General features: G+C 72.6%; 25 protein-coding genes. 13 read left to right on the plus strand and 12 right to left on the minus strand.

Going from position 1 to position 25147, the window contains the following annotated elements; all coding sequences use genetic code 11:
* Positions 1-16 precede the first annotated feature (16 nt).
* From LG278_RS02195 to LG278_RS02205, 3 genes are read left to right on the plus strand one after another with little or no spacing between them, the layout of a single operon-like run.
* Positions 17-1354: a chloride channel protein gene (locus tag LG278_RS02195; RefSeq protein WP_404390486.1), complete on the plus strand. Its 1338-nt coding sequence runs from the start codon at positions 17-19 to the stop codon at positions 1352-1354.
* A gap of 9 nt (positions 1355-1363) precedes the next feature.
* Positions 1364-2065 (plus strand): hypothetical protein, encoded by a 702-nt coding sequence (locus LG278_RS02200; RefSeq protein WP_404390488.1) that lies wholly within the window; start codon positions 1364-1366, stop codon positions 2063-2065.
* A gap of 32 nt (positions 2066-2097) precedes the next feature.
* Entirely contained in the window at positions 2098-3474 is a 1377-nt protein-coding gene (locus LG278_RS02205) for a glutamate decarboxylase (RefSeq protein ID WP_404390490.1), read from the plus strand.
* Between the two features lie 5 nt (positions 3475-3479).
* On the opposite strand, the gene LG278_RS02210 is transcribed toward LG278_RS02205, so the two are convergent.
* From LG278_RS02210 to LG278_RS02225, 4 genes are all read right to left on the minus strand, one after another.
* A complete protein-coding gene (locus LG278_RS02210; RefSeq protein WP_404390492.1) occupies positions 3480-4214 on the minus strand; it encodes a class I SAM-dependent DNA methyltransferase in 735 nt (244 codons plus the stop codon).
* A gap of 61 nt (positions 4215-4275) precedes the next feature.
* A complete protein-coding gene (locus LG278_RS02215) occupies positions 4276-4692 on the minus strand; it encodes a rhodanese-like domain-containing protein (protein ID WP_404390494.1) in 417 nt (138 codons plus the stop codon).
* On the minus strand, positions 4689-5186 hold the full coding sequence (locus LG278_RS02220) for a cysteine dioxygenase (protein ID WP_404390496.1): 498 nt from the start codon (positions 5184-5186) through the stop codon (positions 4689-4691). Before LG278_RS02220 ends, LG278_RS02215 begins: the two co-directional genes overlap by 4 nt.
* A 176-nt stretch (positions 5187-5362) precedes the next feature.
* Entirely contained in the window at positions 5363-5536 is a 174-nt protein-coding gene (locus LG278_RS02225) for a hypothetical protein (protein ID WP_404390498.1), read from the minus strand.
* Between the two features lie 93 nt (positions 5537-5629).
* On the opposite strand from LG278_RS02225, the gene LG278_RS02230 reads away from it, so the two are divergent.
* A complete protein-coding gene (locus LG278_RS02230; protein ID WP_404390500.1) occupies positions 5630-6592 on the plus strand; it encodes a GlxA family transcriptional regulator in 963 nt (320 codons plus the stop codon).
* Positions 6593-6900: 308 nt separating this feature from the next.
* Here the strand turns inward: LG278_RS02230 and LG278_RS02235 are convergent, their stop codons facing one another.
* Genes LG278_RS02235 through LG278_RS02260 form a run of 6 tightly spaced genes read right to left on the minus strand, consistent with a single transcriptional unit; the run spans position 6901 to position 13871 of the window.
* On the minus strand, positions 6901-8331 hold the full coding sequence (locus LG278_RS02235) for a tryptophan-rich sensory protein (protein ID WP_404390502.1): 1431 nt from the start codon (positions 8329-8331) through the stop codon (positions 6901-6903).
* Between the two features lie 4 nt (positions 8332-8335).
* Entirely contained in the window at positions 8336-9058 is a 723-nt protein-coding gene (locus tag LG278_RS02240) for a CPBP family intramembrane glutamic endopeptidase (protein ID WP_404390504.1), read from the minus strand.
* A 58-nt stretch (positions 9059-9116) separates the two neighbouring features.
* Complete coding sequence (locus LG278_RS02245) at positions 9117-10511, minus strand: cryptochrome/photolyase family protein (RefSeq protein ID WP_404390506.1); 1395 nt, start codon at positions 10509-10511, stop codon at positions 9117-9119.
* Positions 10511-11791 carry a class I SAM-dependent methyltransferase gene (locus LG278_RS02250; protein WP_404390508.1) on the minus strand — a complete coding sequence of 427 codons (1281 nt, stop codon included), beginning with the start codon at positions 11789-11791 and terminating at the stop codon, positions 10511-10513. The genes LG278_RS02245 and LG278_RS02250 overlap by 1 nt, the downstream gene beginning before the upstream one ends.
* Positions 11788-12543, minus strand: coding sequence for a DUF1365 domain-containing protein (locus LG278_RS02255; RefSeq protein ID WP_404390510.1), 756 nt, complete (start codon positions 12541-12543; stop codon positions 11788-11790). The genes LG278_RS02250 and LG278_RS02255 overlap by 4 nt, the downstream gene beginning before the upstream one ends.
* Positions 12540-13871 carry an NAD(P)/FAD-dependent oxidoreductase gene (locus tag LG278_RS02260; RefSeq protein WP_404390512.1) on the minus strand — a complete coding sequence of 444 codons (1332 nt, stop codon included), beginning with the start codon at positions 13869-13871 and terminating at the stop codon, positions 12540-12542. Before LG278_RS02260 ends, LG278_RS02255 begins: the two co-directional genes overlap by 4 nt.
* A 209-nt stretch (positions 13872-14080) precedes the next feature.
* On the opposite strand from LG278_RS02260, the gene LG278_RS02265 reads away from it, so the two are divergent.
* Both LG278_RS02265 and LG278_RS02270 read left to right on the plus strand, forming a co-directional pair.
* Positions 14081-14539, plus strand: coding sequence for an SRPBCC family protein (locus tag LG278_RS02265; RefSeq protein ID WP_404390514.1), 459 nt, complete (start codon positions 14081-14083; stop codon positions 14537-14539).
* 7 nt (positions 14540-14546) lie between these two features.
* Positions 14547-15464: a MerR family transcriptional regulator gene (locus LG278_RS02270; protein ID WP_404390516.1), complete on the plus strand. Its 918-nt coding sequence runs from the start codon at positions 14547-14549 to the stop codon at positions 15462-15464.
* Between the two features lie 370 nt (positions 15465-15834).
* Here the strand turns inward: LG278_RS02270 and LG278_RS02275 are convergent, their stop codons facing one another.
* Positions 15835-16236, minus strand: a complete 402-nt coding sequence (locus LG278_RS02275; protein WP_404390518.1) for a hypothetical protein — start codon at positions 16234-16236, stop codon at positions 15835-15837.
* Between the two features lie 222 nt (positions 16237-16458).
* Between LG278_RS02275 and LG278_RS02280 the strand changes: the two genes are divergently transcribed.
* From LG278_RS02280 to LG278_RS02310, 7 genes are all read left to right on the plus strand, one after another.
* The gene (locus LG278_RS02280; protein ID WP_404390520.1) at positions 16459-18003 is read left to right on the plus strand and encodes a phage tail sheath family protein; all 1545 of its coding nucleotides are present in this window, start codon (positions 16459-16461) and stop codon (positions 18001-18003) included.
* A gap of 11 nt (positions 18004-18014) precedes the next feature.
* A complete protein-coding gene (locus LG278_RS02285; RefSeq protein WP_404390522.1) occupies positions 18015-18536 on the plus strand; it encodes a phage tail protein in 522 nt (173 codons plus the stop codon).
* Positions 18536-19249, plus strand: a complete 714-nt coding sequence (locus LG278_RS02290; RefSeq protein ID WP_404390524.1) for a hypothetical protein — start codon at positions 18536-18538, stop codon at positions 19247-19249. Before LG278_RS02285 ends, LG278_RS02290 begins: the two co-directional genes overlap by 1 nt.
* Positions 19250-19908: 659 nt before the next feature.
* Positions 19909-20253: a hypothetical protein gene (locus LG278_RS02295; protein WP_404390526.1), complete on the plus strand. Its 345-nt coding sequence runs from the start codon at positions 19909-19911 to the stop codon at positions 20251-20253.
* A 3-nt stretch (positions 20254-20256) separates the two neighbouring features.
* Entirely contained in the window at positions 20257-21507 is a 1251-nt protein-coding gene (locus LG278_RS02300) for a DUF4255 domain-containing protein (protein ID WP_404390528.1), read from the plus strand.
* Positions 21508-21674: 167 nt separating this feature from the next.
* Positions 21675-23582 carry an ATP-binding protein gene (locus tag LG278_RS02305; protein WP_404390530.1) on the plus strand — a complete coding sequence of 636 codons (1908 nt, stop codon included), beginning with the start codon at positions 21675-21677 and terminating at the stop codon, positions 23580-23582.
* Complete coding sequence (locus tag LG278_RS02310) at positions 23579-24688, plus strand: DUF4157 domain-containing protein (RefSeq protein ID WP_404390532.1); 1110 nt, start codon at positions 23579-23581, stop codon at positions 24686-24688. The genes LG278_RS02305 and LG278_RS02310 overlap by 4 nt, the downstream gene beginning before the upstream one ends.
* Here the strand turns inward: LG278_RS02310 and LG278_RS02315 are convergent.
* A complete protein-coding gene (locus LG278_RS02315; protein WP_404390534.1) occupies positions 24667-25146 on the minus strand; it encodes a hypothetical protein in 480 nt (159 codons plus the stop codon). The genes LG278_RS02310 and LG278_RS02315 overlap by 22 nt on opposite strands.
* Position 25147: the final 1 nt, after the last annotated feature.

The raw sequence follows: 25147 nt of genomic DNA on the forward strand, positions 1-25147 counted from the left end.
AGGAGGTACCACGGGGGTGACAGACGCGACCTCGCCGACCGACCCACCGACCACGCTCGACCCAGCGAGCATCGTCCGGTCCAAGGCCTACCTGTCCGCGCTGGTGCTTGCCGCACTGATCGGCATCCCGATCTCCGTGGTCGCCTACGGCTTCCTCGCGCTCGCCGGCTGGCTCCAGACCTACCTCTTCGGCGACCTCCCGTCCGGGCTCTTCGACGGCACCACCCCGGCCTGGTGGCCCGTGCCCTGGCTGGCACTGAGCGGGCTGCTCGTGGCGCTGACGATCAGTCGGCTGCCAGGCACGGCGGGCCACCCGCCCTCACTGGGCTTCCAGACCGGCACCGGACCGGCCGCGGGCCGCGACCTGCCGGGGATCCTCGTCGCCGCCCTGGCGACCCTGGGACTCGGGGCGGTCCTCGGCCCGGAGGCTCCGCTGATCGCCATCGGCGGCGGCCTGGCGGCGCTCACGGTGCGCCTCGTGAAGCGGGACGCGCCGCCGATGGCAGTGACGATCATGGCCTCCGCCGGCAGCTTTGCCGCCGTCAGCACGTTGCTGGGCTCCCCGCTGCTGGGCGCCTTCCTCATCATGGAGGCGGCCGGCATCGCGGGAGCGACCCTGAGCCTCGTCGCCCTTCCCGGGCTGCTCGCCTCCGGTATCGGGGCGCTCGTCTTCGTGGGGATGGATGCCTGGACCGGCCTCGGGACGTTCTCGCTGGCGCTGCCCATCGTGCCGCCGGGGGCCACGCCCACGATCTCGTCGCTGCTGTGGGCGATACCGGTCGGCATTCTCGGCGCGGTGCTCGGCTGGGCCATCCGGTGGGTCGGGCTGTCCGTGCGTCCCTACGTGCACCGCAACCGCGTGCCCGTGACGGTGGCACTCGGTGTGCTGATCGGCCTGTGCGCCACGATGTTCCAGGTCACGACGGGTCACTCGTTCACCCAGGTGCTCTTCTCGGGGCAGGATGCGCTGCCGGAGCTCGTCGCTGACGCCGCCGGCTACTCGCTCGGCGTGCTGCTCCTCCTCGGCCTCTTCAAGGGCATCGCCTACGGGCTGTCGCTCAGCGCCTTCCGCGGTGGCCCGGTGTTCCCGGCGATGTTCATCGGGGCCGTGCTCGGCATCACGGTCAGCGGTCTGACCGGCATGGAGCTGGCGGCCGCCATCGGCACGGGCATCGGCGCCACGTGCTGCGCGATGCTCCGGCTGCCCCTGACGTCCGTCCTGCTCGCGACGCTGCTGATGGGCACCGACGGGCTGCTGATCACCCCGCAGGTCGTCGTCGCTGTCGTCGTGTCGTTCGTCGTCACGGCCGTGCTCCCGACCCCAGGGCCGTCCCTTTCGGCCGAGGCTGACTGAGGTCGTCGAATGACCGCGCGACCTGAACGCCTCAACGCGAACATCGCGTGGCTGTTCATGGTCGGCTCCGCGTGCTTCGTGCTCGGTTCCGTGCCCGCCTACCTCAATGCCGTCGGCGGCTGGGTCGACGGCACCACCTACGTGATCGGGTCGATCTTCTTCACGAGCGCCTCCTATGCCCAGCTCGTCCAGGCGCAGAGCCCGGAGATGACCCACGTCGACGAGGTGACGCAGCACGCGCCCGCCCCCGTGCGCCTCCTGGGTTGGCTGCCGCACGACCGAAACTGGCTGGCTGCGGCCACCCAGTTCCCCGGCACGCTGTTCTTCAACATCAGCACCATCGCTGCGCTGACCCACAACGCAACGGCCGCCGAGTCCGATCGTTACGTGTGGCGGCCGGACCTGTTCGGGTCGGTTCTCTTCCTCGTGGCGAGCGCCTTCGCCGTGCTCGCCGTCTCACCCCGGTTCCTCAGCCTGCGGCCGCGGTCGTTCCCGTGGCGGATCGCGTGGCTCAACATGCTCGGCTCGGTGCTCTTCATGGCCTCGGCGATCGCCAGCTACGTCGTGCCGAGCACCGACGAGCTCTTGGGGGCGCACCTCGCCGTCGCCGGCACCTTCTGGGGTGCCGTGTGCTTCCTCGCCGGCGCCGCCCTCATGCTGCCGGCGTGGCGCCATGCACTCCCAGCCCAAGCGGCCGCGGCATCCCCCTGACCCGAACACCGTTGTCCATCGAGGAGAAGCGCATGTCCACACCGTCCGAGATCAACGCCGCCGCAGCGCTCTACGGCAACCGCTTCGTGACCCAGGAGGTGCCCAGCCGGGAGTTCCCGGCCGCCGGGATGAGCGCGGTCGACGCCATGCGTCTCGTGGCCGAGGACCTCGCCATCGAGGGGGACCCCGGCCGCAACCTCGCGACCTTCGTGACGACGTGGATGGAGCCCGAGGCGCAGCGGATCATCGCCGACAACCTGCACCGCAACTTCATCGACCATGCGGAGTACCCGCGCACGGCTGAGATCGAGCAGCGCTGCATTCGTATGCTCGCCGACCTGTTCCATGCACCCGGCGAGACCACGGGGGCGCGCACCCAGGGCTCGTCCGAGGCGATCATGCTGGGCGCCCTGTCACTCAAGTGGAACTGGCGCACCCGTCGCCGGGCCGAGGGCGGGTCGACCGAGCAGCCGAACCTCATCTTCGGCGGCGACGTGCACGTCGTGTGGGAGAAGTTCTGCCGCTACTTCGACGTCGAGCCGCGGATCGTTCCGCTCCAGCCCGGGAAGTACACGATCGGTCCCGACGACGTCGCGCCGCACGTCGACGAGAACACCATCGGCGTCGCAGCCGTGCTCGGCACGACCTTCACCGGGCACAAGGACGACATCGTCGGCATCAACGACCTCCTCGTGCAGATCAAGCAGGAGCGTGGCCTCGACGTGCCCCTGCACATCGACGGGGCGAGCGGCGGCTTCGTGTGGCCGTTCCTCTACCCGGACTCACCGTGGGACTTCCGACTCGAGCAGGTGCGCTCGATCAACGTGTCGGGACACAAGTTCGGTCTGGTCTACCCGGGTATCGGCTGGCTGATCTTCCGTGAGGTCTCCGACCTGGCACCGGACCTCGTCTTCACGGAGAACTACCTCGGCAAGACCGACTCGACCTTCACGCTCAACTTCTCGACGGGCTCGGCCATGGTCCTGGCGCAGTACTACAACCTCGTCCGCTACGGCCGCGAGGGTTACACGTACATCATGCGCAACATGCAGGAGAACGCCCGCCTGCTCGGCGACAAGCTCGAGGCGATGGGCCGTTTCGAGCTGATCGGCCGTGGCGAGGAGCAGCTCCCGCTCGTCGCCTTCCGATTGGCCGGCGACCATGCCTACAACGAGTTCGACATCGCCTGGCAGCTGTCCGCCGAGCGCGGCTGGATGGTCCCGGCCTACACCCTGCCTCCCGACGCCCAGGACGTCACCATCATGCGGGCTCTCGTCAAGGAGACGATGAGCCGCGAGCACGTCGACACGCTGGCCCGCGACATCGAGGACGCGTGCACGACCCTTGCGGCCAAGGGTGGGGCTCACGAGTCCGAGCGGGCCAAGATGGTCGTCGGCCCCGGGCACTGAAGCCCCTACGGCTTGCACCAGACCGAGATGTGGCTCTCGCTGTCGGACGTGAACGGGCTGCGGTCCCAGCCGGCCACGCGCTCCTCGAGCTCCAGCCCCGCGAGCTGGGCCATGAGGTCGCACTCGGCCGGCCAGATGTAGCGGAAGTTGCTGGCGCCGTAGCGGATCAGGCCGTCGTCCCCCGTCGTGTAGTGGTGCGAGGTGCCCTGCTGCGTCGCCAGGTCGTAGGTGTCGAAGCCGAGGTGGCGCGCGGTGATGTCGAAGGGCACGCCGGCCTGCCCCGGGGGGAAGCGCCGCAACGGCGGCACCCAGAGCTCGATGACGAAGCGGCCCCCCGAGCGCAGGTGTCGCGCGGCGTTGCGGAAGCACTCCACCTGCTCCTGCTGGGTGCGCAGGTTGCCGATGGTGTTGAAGACCAGGTAGACGAGGGTGAAGTAGCCGGGCACCGTCGTCGTCGCCATGTCGCCCACGGTGACGGGCAGGGTGGCCTCGTCGACCTTCTGCCGCAGCCGGGCCACCATCGGCGCCGACAGCTCGATGCCCGTCACGGGGATGCCTCGCTCAGCGAGCGGCACGCCCACCCGGCCGGTGCCGATGGCGAGCTCGAGCGCCGGACCCGCACCCGCGAGCCGGGCGAGGAAGTCGACCGTCGGACCCAGCACCTGCGGCCCGAACATGTCGGCGGCGTCGTCGTCGTAGCGCTGGGCGGTGGCCTCGTCCCACAGGTCGCTGCTCGTCATCCCGTGATCCTGACGAGCACCCGCGCCGGCTGTCGACTGCTTATCGGGCGTGCTCGAGCGCCTAGCGGGCGTGCTCGACCGCCCGAGCCAGGGTGCGCTGCCACGCGCGCCACGCGGCATACCCCCCGATGACGTCGGTGGCGCGGTGGATGCCGAGCTCCTGCAGGGCAGCAGCCGCGAGGCTGGAGGTGTAGCCCTCCTGGCAGAGGACGATCACCTCGAGGTCGTGGGACGCGCACGGCAGCGCGGCGTCGGCCGTCGGGTCGAAGCGCCACTCGAGGACGTTGCGCTCGACGACGACCGCGGTCGGCAGCTCACCCTCGGCGGCACGTTGGGCGGCCGGACGGATGTCGACCACCACGGCGCCGGCGTGCTGGGCGGCGTCGGCTTCCGCCGGGGTGAGGCGCCGCAGGTGCGAGCGGGCGCCGGCCAGCACCTCGTCGATGGTGCGAGTGCGGCCCGGTGCGTCGGCGGTCACCAGTCGACCCCGACGTGCGACTCCTCGACGGGCTGGAGCACGGTGTCGACCTCGCGGTAGTTCGTCATCGCGGTCAGCTTGGGGGCGTAGACGTGCAGGCTGACGGCGGGGTCCGGGCCGATGTTGGTGACACGGTGGAGGTGGCGCGTGCCGAAGGTGCGCTGGTCGCCGGGCGTGAGGCGCACTCCGGGCCCGGAGACCCGGCGGGTGCCGTCGAGGTCGGCGGCCTGGCGGTAGCCGGCCACCTCCTCGGTGAGCACTCCTTGGAGCACGACGAACGAGCCGGCGCTGCCGCCGTGGTCGTGCCACGGCGTGCCCTGGCCGGGGAGCCAGGTCAGCAACCATGCCTCGTGGTCGGCGTCGGCGTGCAGCCGGGCGTAGTAGCGCGAGATCGGGTCGAAGTCGACGAGGCCCTGCCAGAGCGGGCGCTGGCGGGCCAGGCGGCGGGCGGTGTCGGCGAGGTGGACGGTGGTGCGCTGGGCGCCGCGGGACATGGGGTGCCTTTCGGTCAGGTGAGGAAGCGGGGCTGGGGAGGGCGAGGTCGTCGGGCCGGTCAGGCGGCCGGGCGACATCGCCTCCCGCGGCGAGCTGTCACATAACCAAGGCTTTGCATGATCACAACGCTAACTTATGTGGATGCGATGGCGCAACGGGCTTGGACGGTGCGACGTCAGGGCGCGTCGACGCGTCGAGCGAGCGTGTCGTGCAGCACGCGGTCGACGTCGTGGTCGACGTCGAGGTCGGCTCCCAGGGGAGCGCGGGGGAGGCCGGAGGTGCGGCGGTGGTGCGGCCCGAGGGCGGCAACGAGGGCGATCAGTGCGACGAAGGCGAGGATGATGTCCATGGCAGAAAGTCTGCGCTCACATGATTTTCGCCACCAGTGGCAGATCTGTCGTCCTCCATCGATTTCCTGCCAGAGTCGTGGCACGATGGCTCCATGTTGCGCACCATCGCCGTCGTCGTGCAGGAGCCAGTCGCCGCCTTCGAACTCGGGGTGCTGTGCGAGGTCTTCGGCATCGACCGCACCGACGACGGGGTGCCGGCCTTCGACTTCCGGGTGTGCGCCGCCCGTCCCGGCGAGGTGATCGCCTCGACGAGCGGCATCGGGGTCGTCGCCACCCACGGGCTCGACGCGGCCCGCGACGCGGACCTCGTCGCCGTGCCCGCGGGCAGCGTCGAGGGTCCGTTCGAGCCGGAGATCCTCCAGGTGCTGCGCGAGACGGTCGACCGCGGTGGGCGCATCCTCTCGGTGTGCTCCGGCGCCTTCACTCTCGCCGCCGCCGGCCTGCTCGACGGTCGCGCCTGCACCACCCACTGGCGGTATGCCGCTCGGCTGGCCGAGGTGTGCCCCGGCGCCGACGTCGACCTCGACGTGCTCTACGTCGAGGACGGGCCGATCGTCACGAGCGCGGGCACGGCGGCGGGCATCGACGCCTGCCTCCACCTCGTGCGCACCGAGCTGGGCTCCGAGGTGGCCACGCGCATCGCGCGGCGCATGGTCGTGCCCCCGCATCGTGCTGGTGGGCAGCGACAGTACGTCGAGACCCCCGTTCCGGAGCAGCCCTGCGACAGCCTGCAGGACGTGCTCGATGCTGTGCTCGAGCACCTCGACGGCGACCACACCGTGGCCTCGCTCGCACGGCGGGCGGCGATGTCGGAGCGGACCTTTGCGCGACGGTTCAGCGCCGAGGTCGGCACGACGCCGCACCAGTGGCTGACCGCGCAGCGGGTGCTCCGCGCGCGGCACCTGCTCGAGACGACCGACCTCGACGTCGAGCGCATCGCCCGCGAGAGCGGCTTCGCGACGGCGGCCGTGCTGCGTCACCACTTCCAGCGCCAGGTCGGCGTCGCGCCGCTGACCTACCGCCGCACCTTCACCCGCCACCCGGCCACCGCCTGACCCCACGATGGCCTCGTATCGCGCTCTCTAGGCAAGGCCCTAGAGACCCCTAGCCCCACCAATCGAAAGAGCACTTCCGCGCACCCAGGCCCCCTCCTGCCTTAATCGAAAGAGCAGTCCCGCGCGCCCAACCGATCGAGAGAGCAATCCGCGCGCCGGGGTCCGCGCGCGCCACTCGGAGCGCGCGTATTGCTCTCTCGATTGAGATTGGGTGCGCGGGATCGCTCTTTCGATTAGAGACGGTGCGCCGAAGTGCTCTCTCGATGGGGGAGGGTGCGCGGGATTGCTCTTTCGATTATTGGAGGGGGTCAGGCGCGGGGGTTGCGGCGGGCGATCGCGGCGGAGAGGACGGTCGCGAAACCGCACCACACGGCATACGGGGACAGGGCGATGCCGGCGCCCTTGCTCGACTGCCCGGCCCGGCGGGCGAGGTCGGCCGAGCTCGCCGTGAGCAGCGCGGCGTGCGCGGCCGCGACCCACGGGCGGCGGGAGCGCCAGAAGATCGCGCTCCACGCGGCGTTGAGCGCGAGGTTGGTGCCGAAGGCCTTGAGGTAGGCCGAGCGACCGTCGGCGTCACCCGCCTTGTCGTAGGCGTTGAGCGCCGCAGCCGAGCTGGCGGCGATGTCGGCGTAGAGCGCCGTCCACACGACGGGAAACGCGGCGGGCGGCGGCTGCCAGGCGGGCAGGTCGAGAGAGCGATACCAGGTGGAGTTCGGCTTCGTCGCCAGCGAACCCGCGACCGCGGTCGCGACCGTCGCGGCAGAGGTCAGCGCGAGGTTGCGCAGCGCCGTGTCGGGCTTGGCCGTGCGCATCGCCGACTGCACGGCGGTGTCGAAGTCGATGTAGCCGCCCGGCACCTCGACGTAGTCGTCGATGTCGCGCTCCTTGGCCACGACCTCGTGCACGAGGCTGCCGACGAGCGGCTTGGCCAGCCCCGCCGAGATCGGCGTGACGAGACCGACCCAGTGGCTCGCGAGGCGCGGCGTCAGCACGGGCACGGTGACGACCACCGGTCGACGGCGCCCCGTCGCGTCGGAGAAGCGGGCGATCATCTCGCGGTAGGTGAGCACCTCGTCGCCGCCGATGTCGAAGGTGCGGTTGAGCTCGGGCGGCAGCTCGCCCGCCCCGGCGAGCAGGGTGAGGACGTCGTCGACGGCGATCGGCTGGATCTTGTTCTCGAGCCACTTCGGCGCGACCATCGCCGGCAGCCGGGTGGTCAGGTAGCGCAGCATGTCGAAGGACGCCGAGCCGTCACCGAGCACGACGGCGGCCTGCAGCACGGCGGCGGGCACGGGCGCGTCGAGGAAGATCTGGCCCACCTCGACCCGGGACGCCAGGTGCGGGGAGAGCTCCTCGTCGTCGGGGTGCAGCCCGCCGAGGTAGACGATGCGCGAGACACCCTCCTGGTCGGCGGCCTGCGCGAAGGTGGTCGCCGCGTCGCGGTCGCGCTGCTCGAAGTCGGGGCGGTCGTCCATGGAGTGGACGAGGTACCACGCCGCGTCGACGCCCGAGAGGGCCGCGCGCATGTCGCTCCCGCTCGACACGTCGCCCTCGGCCACCTCGACCCGGTCGATCCACGGGCGGTCGTCGAGCGAGGACCGGTGGCGGGTCAGCACCCGCACGGTCCAGCCGTTGTCGAGCAGTCGCGGCACGAGCTGCCCGCCGACGTAGCCGGAGGCGCCGGTCACGAGGGCCGTGCGCCCGGTGTTGTCGGTGGGAGTTGTCGGGGAGGACGTCATGCGATCACCTGGTGAGCTCGAGGGCGGGTGGGAGGAGCAGGAGCATCCCGGTCGACCACGTCACGTGCGTGATGATCGGTCCGAGGATGCCGCCGGTGACCCGGCGTTGCAGGGCGGTGACGAGGCCGAGGATGGCGGCCGCGAGCACGAGCAGCGGGATGCCGCTGCCGATCGTCGTCAGGGCATAGAGCACCGTCGTCACGGTGACCGCGTGCGACGGGAGGGCGGCATACAGGGCGCCGCGGAAGTAGAGCTCCTCGACGACGCCGTTGATCATCGTGATGGCGAGCACGACGGGCAGCGAGCCGAAGCGGGCGTGGTCGAGCAGGTCGTCGACCGGCTCGCGCAGCACGGGGATGCGGGCCACGACGAGCGACCCGACGAGGAAGATCGCGAGCAGCAGGGTGCCGAGGGCGAGCGACTGGACGATCGGGCGTGCCTTGCGCTCGCCGCCGCGCGTGTGGCCCCGGCCGAAGTGGAGCGGGCCTGACGCCAGGGCTCCCACGCCCCAGACGGCGGCCAGGGTGATCGAGGCCGGGTAGAAGAGCGGGTCACCCGCGGGGATCCGTAGCGTCCACGCGAGCACGATCGAGCCGACGACGAAGGTGAGCGCGACGACCACCCGGCGCCGCGTGCGCGCCTCGGGCGGGTCCTCACGCTGGCCCTCGACGGGGTCGAGCAGGGCTGCGTCGATGAAGGCGCGCAGCTCGCCGATCGGGCCTCTCACCGCAACTCCTCGTGATCGTCGGTATGCCGCAGGGCGGGGTCGCGATGTCGTGTGGCCTTCACCGTCGCGCCGACTCGTAGCGCGCCAGAGTCTCCTTGCGCTCCTCGTCGTGGTCGATGACGGGACGGGCATAGTCGTTGTCGTACCCGTTCGCGTGCTTCCACGGCTCGTGCACCCCCGCTCCGGTGAGATGGCGAAGCTCTGGCACCCACCGTCGCACGTAGTCGCCGTCGGGATCGAACTTCTTGCCCTGGGTCACAGGGTTGAAGACGCGGAAGTAGGGCGAGGCGTCGGTGCCGGTGCCGGCGACCCACTGCCAGCCGTGGTTGTTGGAGGCGATGTCGCCGTCGATCAGGTGGTCGAGGAAGTGGCGCGCGCCGACGGGCCACCAGACGTGGAGGTCCTTCGTGAGGAAGCTCGCCGTGATCATCCGCAGCCGGTTGTGCATGAAGCCCTCCTCGAGGAGCTGGCGCATGCCGGCGTCAACGATGGGGTAGCCGGTGCGGCCCTCACGCCACGCGTCGACGAGCCGGTCGGTCTCGGGGCCCTCGTCGTAGGGCAGCTTCGCGAGCTCGGGGCGCAGGTCGTGCCACGCGGACTCGGGGTGGTGCCACAGCACGTCGGCGTAGAACTCGCGCCAGATGAGTTCGGTCACGTAGGTGGCGGCCCCGGCCGAGCGGCCACCTGGCCGGGCGGCGATGTCGGCGAGCATCGTGCGCGGGTGGATCTCGCCGTATTTCAATGCCGCCGACATGCGGCTCGTCGAGTCGAGGTCGGGTCGGTCACGCTCCTTGCCGTATGCCGTGAGGCCGCTCTCGAGGAAGGTGGCCCACCGCTCGAGGGCCGCCTTCTCACCCACCTTCTCGTCCGCCTTCTTGCCCCGAGGCGTACCGGGCGCGGTGTCCGGTCCCTCGGGCAGGTCGTCGCTGCGCACCTCGCCCCGGAACCACGGCAGGCGCGCGGGTCGCTCCGCCGGAGCGGGCGCGCCGTGCTGGTGCCACGCCCTGGAGAAGGGGGTGAAGACCTTGTAGGGCGTGCCGGACTGGTTGACGATGCGACCCGGCCCGACGGCATACGGCGTGCCGGTGGTGACCAGCTCGACACCGTCGGCGCCCAGCGCACCTGCGACCCGCTCGTCGCGGCGCCGGCCGTAGGGGGTCGTCTCGCGCGAGATGTGCACCTGCTGCGCGCCGACCTCCGCGGCGAGGCGGGGGATGACCTCGACGGGGTCGCCCCGCCGCACGACGAGCGCGCCCCTCGTGTCCGTGGACAGCGCGGCGACGGAGGCGAGCAGGCGGCGGGTGCGTGGCGTGTCGGTCTCGAGCAGGCGCGGGTCGAGCACGAAGACCGGCAGCACGGTCGACGCGGCCTCGCACGCGGCGAGCAGCGCCGGGTGGTCGCTCAGCCGCAGGTCACGGCGGAACCACAGGATCGAGGGTGGGGAGTCGGTCATCACGCCGCCGCTGCCGCGGCACCACCGCGCTCGAGGCGGACCTGGGCGACGTCGAGGTAGCCGGTCGCGAAGCCGGCCTCGCAGTAGGCGAGGTAGAACTCCCACTTGCGGCGGAAGGTCTCGTCGAAGCCGAGCGCGTTGACCTCGGGCCAGCGGGCGAGGAACGTTGCGCGCCAACGGCGCAGCGTCTCGGCGTAGTCGGCACCGAAGGCGTCGACGCCGGTCATCGTCAGGCTCGTCTCGGCCTCGGCCGTCTCGTTGATCGCCTGGAGGCTGGGGATGAGGCCGCCAGGGAAGATGTGCTTCTGGATCCAGCCGTAGGAGTGCTTGGTCGCGAGAAGCCGCTCGTGCGACATGAGGATCGCCTGGACGGCGGCGACGCCGCCCGGGGCGAGACGCTCGTCGATGGTGCGGAAGTAGGTCGACCAGTACTCCTCGCCGACCGCCTCGATCATCTCGACGCTGACGACGGCGTCGTAGTCGCCCTCGACCTCGCGGTAGTCCTGGATGCGGATGTCGACCCGGTCGGCGTAGCCGGCGTCGGCGACCCGCCGGCGGGCGAGCACCGCCTGCTCGCGCGAGAGCGTCACGCTCGTCACGAGCGCCCCGCGCCGGGCCGCCTCGAGCGCGAGCGTGCCCCAACCGGTGCCGATCTCGAGCAGGCGGGTGTCCTGGCCGACCTTGGCCATGTCGAGGATCGCGTGCACCTTGCGCAGCTGCGCCTCCTCGAGGGGTTGGGTCTCGAGCGGGTGGGCCGCATCGAAGAGGGCCGAGCTGTAGCTCATCGTCTCGTCGAGGAAGGTGGCGAAGAGGTCGTTGGACAGGTCGTAGTGCGCCTCGATGTTGCGGCGCGAGCCGAGCAGCGAGTTGCGCTGGCCGGCCGGGATGCGCCGGTCGACGAAACCGCGCAGGGACAGCAGCCACGGCGGCACGGCGGTCGTCATGCGCTCGGCGAAGGGCATGAGCACGTCGACGAGGTCGGTGCCCTCGGCCGCGCGCCAGTCGCCGGCCATGTAGGCCTCGCCGATGCCGATCTTGGGGTGGTGGGCGAGGCGCTCGAAGAGGGCTGTGGGGCGCACGATCTCGATGGCGGGCCGTCCGGCGGCCGTCGACGTCGCGCCGCCGAGCAGGCTGCCGTCGGGCATGACGACGTCGACCGGCACCCGCTTGGCGACCTGCGCGAGGACGCTGCGCGCCAGCCGGGCGCGCACGCAGAAATGGCGCAGCGCCGGGCGCCGCAGGCACAGCGGCTGGGTCATGGTGGTCGGCAGGGTAGTCATCGGACAGCCTCCTCGGGGTGTCGGGGCCGGGGCACGACGGGCAGCCGGCGCAGCCACAGCGAGATGCCGTGGGCTCTGATCAGGGTCGTGACGCGCTGGGTCATCAGGCCGTGGCGGCGCACGAGACGGCGCAGGGCCCGGGGGGTCGCCGGCTCCGGGGTGCCGCGGGTGACGGCGGTCATCACGGTCTCGCCGTCGCGGTCGAGACGCACCGTGACGGAGACCGCCTGTGGCGTCAGGACGAGCCGGACGGCATACGTGCCCGAGACGTCGTTGAACGGCGAGACGTAGAAGGCCTTGTCGACGGTCGTCGAGCCGGAGTCGTCGAGGTCGAGCAGGTAGGCGTGGCGCTCGCCGTAGGTGTTGTGCACCTCGAAGACGACCGCCACGAGGCTGTCGTCAGGGCGCAGGCACCAGAAGACCGAGAGCGGGTCGAAGGTGTGACCGAGCACCCTCGCGTTGGCGAGCATGAGCACGCGGTCCGCGGCCGCGAGCGCGACGCCACGGTGGGCGAGGAAGCGCTCGACGTCACCCCGCAGCCCCCCGCCGAGCCGGCCGCCGCCGAGATGGTCGCGGGCGTCGAACTGTGCGAGCAGCCTTGTCGGCCAAGGCAACCGGGGCAGGTCGTCGATGTCGACGAGCCACTGGTAGTGGCCGTGCGTGAAGGTGTTGGCCATCGGCGTGCGCCGCGAGTGGGCCACGGTGCCGTCGACGAGGGCCGGCACCGGGGGTGGCGCGAGGACTGCGGTCACCAGCGCACCCCGAAGGACTCGGCGGCCTGGACGCCGGAGCGGCAGCCGTCCTCGTGGAAGCCCCAGCCGAGGTGCGCCCCGGCGAAGGCGAGGCGGTCGCCGCCGGCGTCACGCAGGCGCCCGGCCGCCTCGACGGCCTCGGCGGTGAAGATCGGGTGGTCGTAGCTCATCCGCGCGGTCACGGTGGCGGGGTCGACGTGGCCTGCGGGGTTGAGCGTGACCACGTGGTCGTCGCCGTCGTCGATGCCGTGCAGCCGGTTCATCCAGTAGCTGACCGTCACGTCGGGGGCGGGGGCGTCGCAGGCCTCCATGCGGTAGTTCCACGAGGCCTTGGCCTGGCGCGGACGGGGCAGCACGGAGGAGTCGCGGTGCAGCCAGGTCTCGTTGCGGGAGTAGCGGATCGCGCCGAGGTCGCGCTTCTCGTCGGGCGTCGCGTCGGCGAGCAGCTCCAGGGCCTGGTCGGCGTGGGTGGCGATGACGACACGGTCGTAGGTCGTCACCTGGCTGGTGCCGCCGGAGTGGTTGCCGCCCCCGGTCGTGGCGCCGCCGGCGACGCGCACGTCGACACCGTCGTCGTGCCGCGTCACGGCGGTCACGGGGCTCTGGCGGCGCACGTCGGGCAGGCGCTGGACGAGCCGGTCGACGTAGGTCGCCGACCCGCCGGTGACGGTGCGCCACTGCGGGGTGCCGGTGACCGTGAGCATGCCGTGGTGGTCGAGGAACTGGAAGAGGTGCCTGGCCGGGTAGGACGACGCGTCGAGGTCGCCGCACGACCACACGCACGACACGAGCGGGATGGCGAAGTGCCGCACGAAGTAGGGGGAGTAGCCGCCATCGGCGAGGAACTCGCCCCACGTCGGCTGCCGCGTGTCGTCGGCGAGCAGCGCCCTGGCCTCGCGGTGGAAGCGCGGCACCTCGGTCAGCAGGCGCACGAAGCGCGGCTGGGCGGCCCGCCACGGCTGGGCGAACATGCCCTTGGGGCCGCGCCCACCGGCATACGTGAGCCCGCAGCCCCGGCAGTCGATGCTCATGCTCATCTCGGTCGGCTGGGTGGGCACGTCGAGGTCGCGGAAGAGGCGGAGCAGGTGGGGGTAGGTGCGCTCGTTGTGCACGATGAAGCCGCTGTCGATGCGCAGCGCGCCGTCACGGCCCGCCACGTCGTGCGTGTGGGCGTGACCGCCGACGCGGTCGTCGGCCTCGAGGAGGGTCACGTCGTGTGTCGCCGAGAGCACGTGGGCCGCCGTCAGCCCGGACACGCCGGCGCCGATCACGGCCACGGTGGGTCGGGTCGATCCGTGGGCGGGGTTCGAGCGGATGGGGCGGGTCACCGAGTCTCCTCGTCGAAGGGGGCCGGGTCGCCGCAGGTGCTGTCGAGGGCTGTCGAGACAGGCGTCTGGAGGGCACCGGGACGGTCCGGGAGGGGTCAGATGGAGTTCGGCGCGGGTGCCTCGGCGGATGGGACGTGCCGCGGACGTTGTCCAACCTGCGCGCTCACCGTAAGGTGGCTGTCGAAGGTCTGTCAAAGGTTGGGAGAAGCATGGACATCGTTCGCAGCGTCACGGTCGATCGGCCGCTCGACGAGGTCTTCGCCTACCTCAGCGACTTCACGAAGACCAACGAGTGGGACCCCGGCACGGTGCGCACCGAGCGGGTCTCGGGCGACGGTGGCCTCGGTACGCGCTACCACAACGTCTCGACGTTCCTCGGCCGCGAGACCGAGCTCGACTACCTCGTCATCGAGCACGTTCCCGGCGAGCGGTTCGCCCTGCGGGGCGAGAACTCGACGGTGGTCGCCAACGACACGATGACGTTCATGCGCAGCCACTCCGTCGACGGTCAGGGCGAGGGCACCACCGTGACCTACCACGCCGCCTTCGAGTTCAAGGGCGTGGCCAAGTTCGTTGCACCCCTGCTCGCCCCCGCGCTGAAGAAGCTTGGCGACGAGGCGGAGGCGGGGATGCGGGATGCCCTCGGCCGGCTGGGCCGGGGGGACTAGGAGCGCCATGTACACCATCAAACGAGCCGCCGAGCTGACCGGCATCAGCGTCGCGACCCTGCGCGCCTGGGAGCGCCGCTACGGCGTCGTCCACCCGCAACGATCGGACGGCGGCTACCGGCTCTACGGGCCCGACGACGTGCGGGCCCTCGCCATCATGAACTCCCTTGTCAATGAAGGCTGGTCGGCCCGCGAGGCCGCTGCCGAGACGCTCAACCGCCTTGCCTCGCGCGACCCCGGCGAGCGCGCGCGCAACGGCAACGGCAACGGCAACGTCTCGACGCTGCGCCCACCCAGTGCCGGCATCCAGTCGGAGGACGCAGAGGCGCTCATCCGCGCCGCCGAGCGCCTCGACAGCGCCTCGGCGTCCGCGGTGCTGGACGCCCGCTTCGCGCTCGGCACCTTCGAGCACGTCATCGACGACTGGCTCATGCCGACGCTCAAGCGGGTCGGTGAGGAGTGGGCGCACGGGCGCCTCACCGTCGCCGGCGAGCACCTCGTGGCGTATGCCGTGCAGCGCCGTCTCGCAGCCGCCTACGAGGCAGCGTCCACCCGGGCCGACGGACCCTCGCTCATCATCGGTCTGCCCCCCGGCGCCCGGCACGAGCTGGGGCTGCTCGCCTTTGCGGTCGCCGCGCGGCGGGTCGGCTTCTCGACGGTCTACGTCGGAGCCGACCTGCCGGTTCCCGACTGGGTCACGGCGGTCGAGGCCCGCAACGCCGTCGGCATCGTGCTCGCCGTGCCGCGCCCCGAGGACATCACCCCGGCGCAGAAGATCGTCGACACTCTGCGCCGTGAGCGCCCGCAGCTCGTCATCGGGCTCGGCGGCAGTCAGCAGGACGCCGTCGAGGGTGGCATCCACCTCGGGCACTCCATCACCGTGGCCGTCGGAGAGATGGTGAGGCGCCTGCGCGTCCCCGCCTGAGCGCTGACTCGATGGAACTTAAGGTCGAGTGGGCAGTTTCGCACGGGGTGAGCGGCTGGAAAGTGCCCACTCGACGGGACTCAAGGTCGAGTGGGCAGTTTCGGACGGGGTGAGCGGGTGGAAAGTGCCCACTCGACGGGACTCAAGGTCGAGTGCCCAGTTTCGGACGCGCTGAGCGGGTGGAAAGTGCCCACTCGACGGGACTCAAGGTCGAGTGCCCAGTTTCGGACGCGCTGAGCGGGTGGAAAGTGCCCACTCGACGGGACTCAAGGTCGAGTGCCCAGTTTCGGACGCGCTGAGCGGGTGGAAAGTGCCCACTCGACGGGTGAGATGGGTGGAAAGTGCCCACTCGACTGGGGGAGGGGGTGGGTCAGGAGTCCAGGCAGGCGACGACCTCGACGTGGGTGGGGGTCGTCTCCGTGTTCGTCACCGTCAGGGTGCGAGGGCCGCCGGCGACGAGCCCGGCGAGCACACTCGCGTTGGCGACGAGCAGGCTGCCCTCGACGGTGAGGTCATCACCGTCCGTCGCGCCGTTGGACGGCGTCACCGTCACGGTGGCCGCCCCGCCGTCGGCGCCGGTGGCCGAGAGCGCCAGCAGCGCGACGGCGCCGGTCGTCGGCAGCAGCGCGATCTCGGCCGAGTCGTCGGTGCCTCCGGCCGCGTCGAGGTCGGCCCCCGAGACGACGTACGAGTCGGGCTCCAGCTCCGCGCCGACCGGCAGCATCGGCCCGTCGTGGACGCTGACGGTGGCACTCACGGATACCTGCACCATGACGATCCCCTTCTCCAGGTTGAGGCTCGGCCGCATCGGGCCGTCGACCTCGAGAGTGCCGCCCCCGCGTCACCGCCGGGTCACCGCAGCGTCAAACGCCCGCGCCCTCAAGACGCCACCGGTGGGTGCGGGTGTCGTGACGGCGGGGTGACGGGTGGGTGACGCAGGCCGGAGATGCTCGGCACGACAGGTCACCGCACCGCGGGCGTCGAAGGAGCTCTCATGACCATCACCCCCACCTATCCGGGCGTCTACATCACCGAGGTGCCGAGCGGCAGTCGCACCGTCACCGGGGTGGCGACCGCGATCGCCGCCTTCGTCGGGGTGGCGCCGCGCGGGCCCGTCGACGAGCCGGTGCCGATCAGCAGCTTCTCGGAGTTCGAGCGACGCTTCGGCGGGCTGTGGCGCGGCAGCGGCATGGGGTATGCCGTCCGCGACTTCTATCTCAACGGCGGGGGCCCAGCCCTCGTCGTCCGCGTCGCCCACTCCGACGCCGCCACCGCGCGGCTCGCCGTGGGCGGTCTCCAGCTCGAGGCGACCGGGCCCGGCTCGTGGGCCGACGTGCTGCAGGTCGAGGTGTCGCACCCCGAGCCCGCCGACGCGGCCGACATCGCCGAGGGCCAGGGCGCCGGTGTCGAGGCGGACGACCTCTTCACCCTCACGGTGCGCGAGGGATCGGGTCCGGGGGCGCCTGCCGAGGTCTATCGCAACGTCACGATGGTCGACGGGCCGCAGCGCGTCGACCGCATGCTCGAGTCGTCACTCCTCGTGCGTGCCGCAGCCGCCCCCAGCGGCGCGCGGCCCCCGGAGGGCACGGTCACCGTGGCCGCCGCCGACGTCGGTGACGACGGTGGCGCCGTCGATGCCGACGACTACGCCGGAGCCGGCTTCGACAGCGGCAAGCGGGGCCTCTTCGCCCTGGAGAAGACCGACCTCGTCAACCTCATCTGCCTGCCACCGCCGACACCGGGCGGGGAGCTGCCCCCGGACCTGTGGGCCACCGCCGCGGCCTATGCCGTCACGCGCCGGGCCTTCCTCGTCGTCGATCCGCCGGCCGTGCTCACCGTCGGCGACGCGGCGACCTGGGCCGCCGCCAACGGGCTCACCGGCATCGCGACCCGCAACGCCGCCCTCTACTACCCGCGCATCCGGCGGGCCGACCCGCTGCGGGGCGGCTCGATCGACACCTTTGCCCCCTGCGGCGCGGTCGCAGGCGTGATGGCCCGCACCGACGGCTCGCGCGGCGTCTGGAAGGCACCCGCCGGGCTCGAGGCCGGCCTGACGGGAGTCGTCGACCTCTCGGTCAACCTCACGAACGACGAGAACGGCTCGCTCAACCGGGTCGGCGTCAACTGTCTGCGCACCTTCCGCGAGGTCGGCGCCGTCGTCTGGGGCGCCCGCACGCTGCGCGGCTCCGACACCCTCTCCGACGACTACAAGTACGTGCCGGTGCGGCGCCTGGCCCTCTTCCTCGAGGAGAGCCTCTACCGCGGCACCCAGTGGGTGGTCTTCGAGCCCAACGACGAGCCGCTGTGGTCGCAGATCCGGCTCTCGGTCGGCGCGTTCATGCAGGACCTCTTCCGCAAGGGCGCCTTCCAGGGCACGACGCCCCGCGACGCCTTCTTCGTGCGGTGCGACGCGGAGACGACGACGCAGTACGACATCGATCGCGGCATCGTCAACATCCAGGTGGGCTTCGCCCCGCTCAAGCCGGCCGAGTTCGTCATCATCTCGATCCAGCAGAAGACCGCTGCGGCGACCGTCTAGGAGGCATTCCCATGGCTGAGTTCTCGGTCAACGCAACACGATTCGACCCCTACAAGAACTTCAAGTTCCGCGTGAAGTGGGACGGCCGCTACGTCGCCGGCATCAGCAAGGTCGGTGCGCTGAAGAAGACGACCGAGGTGGTCAAGCACCGAAACGGCGGCGACCCGTCGAGCAGCCGCAAGTCCCCGGGCCGCACGGAGTACGAGTCGATCACCCTCGAGCGCGGCGTCACGCACGACGTCGACTTCGAGCAGTGGGCCAACAAGGTGTGGAACTTCGGCAGCGGCCTCGGCGCCGAGACCTCCCTCAAGGACTTCCGCAAGGACATCATCATCGAGGTCTACAACGAGGCCGGGCAGCTCGCGATCGCCTACAAGGTCTTCCGCTGCTGGGTCTCGGAGTACCAGCCGATGCCCGAGCTCGACGCCAACGCCAACGGTGTCGCGATCCAGACGATCAAGCTCGAGAACGAGGGCTGGGAGCGCGACTACGCCGTCGCGGAGCCGACCGAGCCGTCCTTCACCGAGCCGTGATGCCCGCGCGGCCCGGCGAGACGCTGGCGCTGTGGGAGGCCCTGGCGTCGACGTCACCCGTGGCCCGCGGGGCAGCCGTGCTCGTCGCGCTGGGGGCCGCCGGCGCGCTCACCGATGCCGTCCGTATGCCGCTCGCCACCGCCGCGCGGGCGGCGCTGGGTGAGCTGCGGGAGCGGGCGGGCCCCGAGGTGCAGACCGTGCTCCCGTGCCCGGAGTGCGCCGCCGTGCTCGACGTGCCACTCGCCCTCGACGACCTGCTCACGGCGACGGCCGACCCGTCCGGAGTCGACCGCGTCACGGTCGAGGGGGCCGTCGTGCGGTGCCCCACGACGGAGGACCTGCTCGTCGCCCTCGCGAGCGGACAGCCCTCGGTCGCCCTGCGCGAGCGGTGCGTGACCTGGCCGGTCGGGGTCGACGCGGCCACCCTCGACCCGGCCGTCCGGGATCGGGTGGGCGAGGCCGCCGAGCACCTCGCCGGCGCATCGGCCCTGGCCGTGCGGCTCTCCTGCCCGGACTGCGGCAACGAGGTCGCGGCCGAGGTCGACCCCGTCGCCCTGCTGGCCGACCGGGTCTCCGACGAGGTGCGCGACCTCCTCGGTGACGTCGCCGAGCTCGCCGCGGCCTTCGGCTGGTCGGAGACTGAGGTGCTGCAGCTCTCGGACGCCCGGCGCCGTGCCTACCTCGACCTCGCCCGGCAGGGCGGTGCGCGATGAGCGACGTCTTCGACCGGCTCGTCGCCCGCGCGACCCATCGTGCCCCGGTGCTCGTGTCACGTCGCCCGAGCCGCTTCGAGGCGGCCACGGTGACACGTCCCGAGCCTGGCTGGCTGCCCGGGAGCGAGACGGAGGGCGCGGGCGAGCCCCGGACGACGGGTGGGCGGCCGCGCGGATCGCTCTCTCGATCGGAGGGGTTGGTGTCGGAGGCGAGCGACGGAGGGCTCGAGGGTGCGCCCTCCACGCATCCGCCTGCTGGGCCGCAGCGAGCCCGGACCGCCGGCCCGCTCCCCGAGCCCGGCGGGTCAGCGCGAGCCCGGACCGCCGCCCCGCCTGCCGAGCACGGCGTGGAGGTCGGCCGCCCAGTGCTTGCGCCGGAGCCTCGGCACGCCCCGGCCGCGCACCTCGTCCCGCCCGCCGCCACCGCAGCCGGGCACCCCACTCCAACCGAGCGTCCCGGGCCGCCCGCAGCCCCTGCCGTGACCTCCCTCCCGCCCGCGACGGCGGCGGCACGCCCGCCGGCCTCCGCGCCCACGCCGGCGCCCCCAGCAGCAGGGTCGCCGCCCCCGGTGTCGGACCCGGAACCGTTTGCGTCTGAACGGTACTCACGAGACACGGGCCGAGAGTCGTTCGCGCGCAACGACTCTCGCGCCCCGGCGATGCGCACCATCACGCCAGCAACCGTGCTCACCGAGCACCTCGGCCCCGCCCTGGTCGAGGCCGGCGCGCTCACCGACACGGAGGTGGCCCGCCTCGTCGCCGTCGCCCCCGCCGACCGCGACCGACCCCGGCGCGACGGCCGCACCCCCGTCGCGATCGAGCCCGTCGAGGTGCCGGCCACCGCCGAGGTGCACCTGCACATCGACCACCTCGAGGTGCGCCGCCCGCCCGCCCCGCAGGCCTCATCACCGTCGGCCCGAGCCACCCGCGAGCCCGCGGGGTCGCGCCCCGTCGACCACACGGCATACCTGGACCGCCAGCGGCGGCGGGGGAGGGCGGGCTGACGCATGAGCAACACGCTCGCCATCGCTGCGGTGACCTCGACGATGCGCCACGTCCTGCACGAGGCGCTCGGCGGCGCGCAGCCCGGACCTGTCGGCGGGGCCGACGTCACGACCTATCGGCCCGGCCAGCTCAGCGACGCCGACACGGTCGGCAACGACGCCTCGGGGCTCAACGTCTACCTCTACCAGGTGACGCCCAACCACGCCTGGAACCTCAGCGACCTGCCGACCCGCCACGGCGACGGCTCGCTCGCCCGCCGGCCGGTGGCGGCGCTCGACCTGCACTACCTCGTCACCGCCTACGGCGACGAGGAGGCGCTCGAGCCACAACGGCTGCTCGCCCGCGGGGCGCTCGCGCTCGCCTCGACCCCCGTCTTCACCAAGGCGGTCATCCAGGCGGCGATCGACAAGTACGACGCCGACCCCACGGGGTTCCTCGCCGACGCCGACCTCGCCGACCAGGCCGAGGTCGTCAAGGTGAGCCCCACGCCGCTCTCGCTCGAGGAGATGTCGAAGCTGTGGGGCGTGCTCGGCACGCCCTACCTGCTCTCGCTCGCCTACACGGCGACGGTCGTGCTCATCGAGGCCGACGCCGTGCCCCGGCGTGCGCTGCCCGTGCGTCAGCGGGTCGTGGACGTGCGGCCGCTCACCCGCATCCGCCTCGAGGGCCTCGAGGTCGAGGGCGCTGGCCCCGCCGTCACTGGCTCGACACTCGTGCTCACCGGCGGCGGGCTGCTCGCGGCGCACACCGTCGTCTCCGTCGGGGGCGAGCGGCTCGTGCCGGAGGCCGACTCGACGACGACCCGCCTCACGGTGGTGCTGACCCCTGAGGTGGCGGCCGGCGCCCATGCCGTGCAGGTGCTCCGCCTCCAGCCTGCCGACCCGGTCGCCGGCACCCCGGAGCGGGTCACCGACCGGTCCTCGGGACTGCCCCTCATGGTGGTGCCGACCGCCGGCCCGGTGACGACGACCGCCACGCTCGTGCGGGTGCCGGTGACCCCGCCCCTGCAGGAGGGGCAGCGCGCGACGGTCTCCTTCGGGCGGCTCTCCGGGGGGCAGCCGGAGGACCCGACCCTCGTCGGGGCGAGCTTCGGCCCGGTGCCGGCGGCGGATGCACCCGTCACGCGGCTCGACGTCGCCCGCACCGAGCTGACGGCGGGCACGTGGCTCGTGCGGGTGATCGTCGACGGCGCCGAGAGCGTGCCGACGTCGAGCGGTGACACCTACGACGGCCCCTCGGTGACCCTGCCGTGAGTGATGGTGCGAGCGATGCCGTGAGTGGTGCGGCGCCCGACTCGTCAGGCGACGCACCGGGCCCCGCGTCGGGCGACGCACCGGGCCCCGAGTCAGGCGACGCAACCGTCCCCGCACCCGTCCCCGCTTCGGGCCACGCCTCGGGCGACGTCGGAGGCGCGGGCGGGGTGGCCTCCTCCGCCGAGGCGCAGCGCGACCTCGTCGTCGCTGAGCTCGACGTCGTGCGGGCCCTCGTGACCGGTGGCGACGCGGAGGCTGCGCGCACCCGCCTCGCCGAGCGGCGCCGGGCCATCCCCGGCCCGAGCGCCCTCGACGAGATCGAGGCCGGCTTCGGGCTGTCCGCCTTCGAGCGCCAGACCCTCCTGCTGGCCTGCGGCCCCGAGCTCGTCGGCGACGTCGCACGCGAGCTGCTCGAGCACACGGGGCAGCCCCGGATCTGCTTCGGCACCGCCCTGTCGACCCTGCCCGACGCCCACTGGGACGCCCTGACGCACCAGGCGCCGCTGCGCCACTGGGGCATGCTGCGCCTCACCGATCCCGACGCCCTGCTGTCGAGTCCGCTCGTGCCCGACGAGCGCATCGTGCACCACCTCGTCGGCGTCGCCGCGCTCGACGAGCGGTTGTCGGCCCTCAGCCAGCCCGTCGCGGCGCCCGGCTGGCTGCCCCCGACGCTCGGCGCGGTCGCGGGTGAGGTCGTGTCGCGGTGGGCCGCCTCGGGGCCGGTCGTGCTGCACGGTCCGCAGCCCGCGACCACCCGGGCCGTCGCGGCGGCAGCGTGCGCAGCCGTCGGCCTCACCCCGCGGCTCCTCGGCGCCGCCGACCTCGCCGCGACCACAGACGACCTCGTCGTGCTGTTGCGCCGCCTCGTGCGCGAGACCGTGCTCGCCCGCGTCGCATGGCTCGTCGACCTCGACGACCTGCACGACGCCCGGGTGTCGGTCACCGGGCTCGGCCGGGCGCTGACGACCTGCGACGCCCCCCTCGTCCTGCTCGCCTCGACCGGACCGGGGGGCGCCTCGCTCGACGGGATGGGTCTGCCCGTGCTCGAGGTGCCGCGCCTCGGGGTGGGCGACCGGCACCGGGCGCTCTCCACCGCGCTCGACCGCGTGGGGGCGGAGGTGCCACAGCAGGAGGTGGCCTCGGCGGCCGGCGCCTTCGACCTCTCGGTCGCCGACGTCGAGGTCGTCGCGGCCGAGGTGGCCCAGGGCCGCCGCCTCTGGTCGGCCTGCCGCCGCCGGCCACGCGCCGACGTCGGCAACCTCGCCCGCGTGCGCATCCCGCGCGCCGGCTGGGACGACCTCGTGCTGCCGGAGCCGCAGCTCGACCAGCTGAGGGCGCTCGTAGCCGCGGTGCGCCACCGTTCGACGGTGCTCGAGGACTGGGGCTTCGCGGCTCGCACGAGCCGGGGGCTCGGCACGGCGGCCCTCTTCGCCGGTGCGAGCGGCACGGGCAAGACCTTCGCCGCTGAGGTCATCGCCCACGAGCTCGAGCTCGACCTCGTGCACGTCGACCTCAGCCAGGTCGTCGACAAATACCTCGGTGAGACGGAGAAGCGCCTCTCGCGCCTCTTCGACGCCGCCGAGAACGGCGGCATGGTGCTGCTCTTCGACGAGGCCGACGCGCTCTTCGGCAAGCGGTCCGAGGTCAAGGACAGCCACGACCGCTACGCCAACGTCGAGGTGGGCTATCTCCTGCAGCGGCTCGAGTCCTTCGCCGGCCTCGCCGTGCTCACGACCAACGCGCGCAGCGCCCTCGACCAGGCCTTCACGCGCCGTCTCTCGGCCATCGTCACCTTCCCCTACCCCGACCGCGCCGCGCGGCTGCGCATGTGGTCGCAGGCGCTGCCCGCCGCCCTGCCGCACGCCGACCTCGACCTCGTGCGCCTCTCGGAGGCCGACCTCTCCGGGGGCGGCATCGCCTCGGCCGCCCTCCAGGCCGCCTACCTCGCCGCCGACGACGGCGGCGAGCTGACGATGGAGCAGCTCACCCGCGCGGTGCGCTGGGAGCTCGCCAAGACCGGCCGCGCCGCCGTGAGCGCACCGCGCTCGACGACCCGAGGAGGCAGGAGCGCATGAGCGGATCCGACCGCGCCCGACGACCCGACCCCGGGCGTATGCCGCCGCCCACCGTGGAGCAGGTCGCCGCGGCGTCGCTGTCGTCGGCCACCAGGCCCCTACCGCACCACGAGCGGCTGCAGCCCCTCTTCGGGCACCACGACCTGCGCACGATCCGGGTCAGTGACTCGGCTGACTCGGCTGACTCGGCTGGCTCGGCCGGCGACGCGGAGGCCCGGCGCCGGGTGCAGAGCAGCGCCTTCACCCTCGGCGAGCGGGTCTCGCTGCCTGCCGACGCCCCCGTCGCCCTCGCGGCGCACGAGGCCGTGCATGTCGTGCAGCACCGCCTCGGCGGCGGGCAGTCCGAGCCGGTCGCCGAGGCGCAGGCGGACCGGCTCGCGCACGTCGCGGCCTCCGGGCGATCGGTCGCCGACGAGCTGTCGGGAGCCGGCCGGACGGCATACCCCGGCGGTGCGGTGGGCCCCGCGCGGCTGCTGCGCGCACCCAACCAGGCCGGCACGACCGACCCGGAGGAGGCCGTCAGCTGGGTGGCGAGCCACGAGGAGGGCCTGAGCGCGTCGGAGGTGCTGACGGCCCTGAGCGACGACCGCGGTGAGAACATCCGGCGCTACGTCTACACCGACACCTACGGCTGGGTCGACCTGCGGCACTTCGGCGCGGCCGCGAGCTGGGCCTGCTCGCTCGGCAGCGTGGCGACCGAGGGGCTGGGCCTCGCGAACGAGGGGATGCAGTGGATCACGGAGTGGGGCGACGACTACCGCAGCGGCTTCTCGCCCGAGGACACCCCGAGCAACGCGGCGGGCGCGTCGTTCGGTGACGACTACGTCGGCAGCCGCGAGGGGGAGTCGACCTCCGCGGCCCTGCGGCGCTGGATGGCCGACCACGGGGCCCGCTCGGCCTCCGACCCGGCCGCCGGGCGTGCGGCCCTGCCGGCCACCGACCCGGCGGAGCGCGGTGGCGCGGCCCGGGGCTCGTCCAATGCCTCACGCACGCAGAGCACGGCCTCGGGCGCCGCATCCGCGTCGCGTGACAGTGCCGAGCGGGGGGCGATGTCGCTTTTCGACTGGCGCAACTGGGCCGCGCTCTACGGGATGCCGCTCCCCTGATCGGGAGACAGCTCGGCGGGCAGTTCGGCGGGGTGCGGATCGGTGTCGAGCCACGCCCGCCACCGTCGCGACAGGCCCGCGCGCTGCGCCGGGTCGACCCACGAGGTGCCGTCGACGGCGAGCTCGACCGCGAGCCCGTTCCAGCCGGGGAAGGTCTCGTGGCTGACCCGTGAGAGCCGGGTGAGCAGGACGTGCGCGACGACGAAGCGGTCGGGGTCATCGAGGGCCTCGATGAGTGTGGGCGCGACCGCGGCGACCTCGTCAACCTCGTCGGTGCCGGCCGTCTCGAGGCCGTGCTGGTCGAGGACGGGCTGGTCGAGGTAGGGCTTGAGGCCGTAGCGCTGGCCGGTCCACTCGATGGCGTCGTTGGTGGGCAGCGGGGCGGGCAGCTGCACGCGGGTGGGGGAGCCCGAGCCCCTCGCCGTGGATCTGTCTGCGCCGTCGCCCCGTGAGCTCATG

Source organism: Humibacillus xanthopallidus, assembly GCF_044793955.1.
Classification (GTDB): Bacteria; Actinomycetota; Actinomycetes; order Actinomycetales; family Dermatophilaceae; genus Humibacillus; species Humibacillus xanthopallidus_C.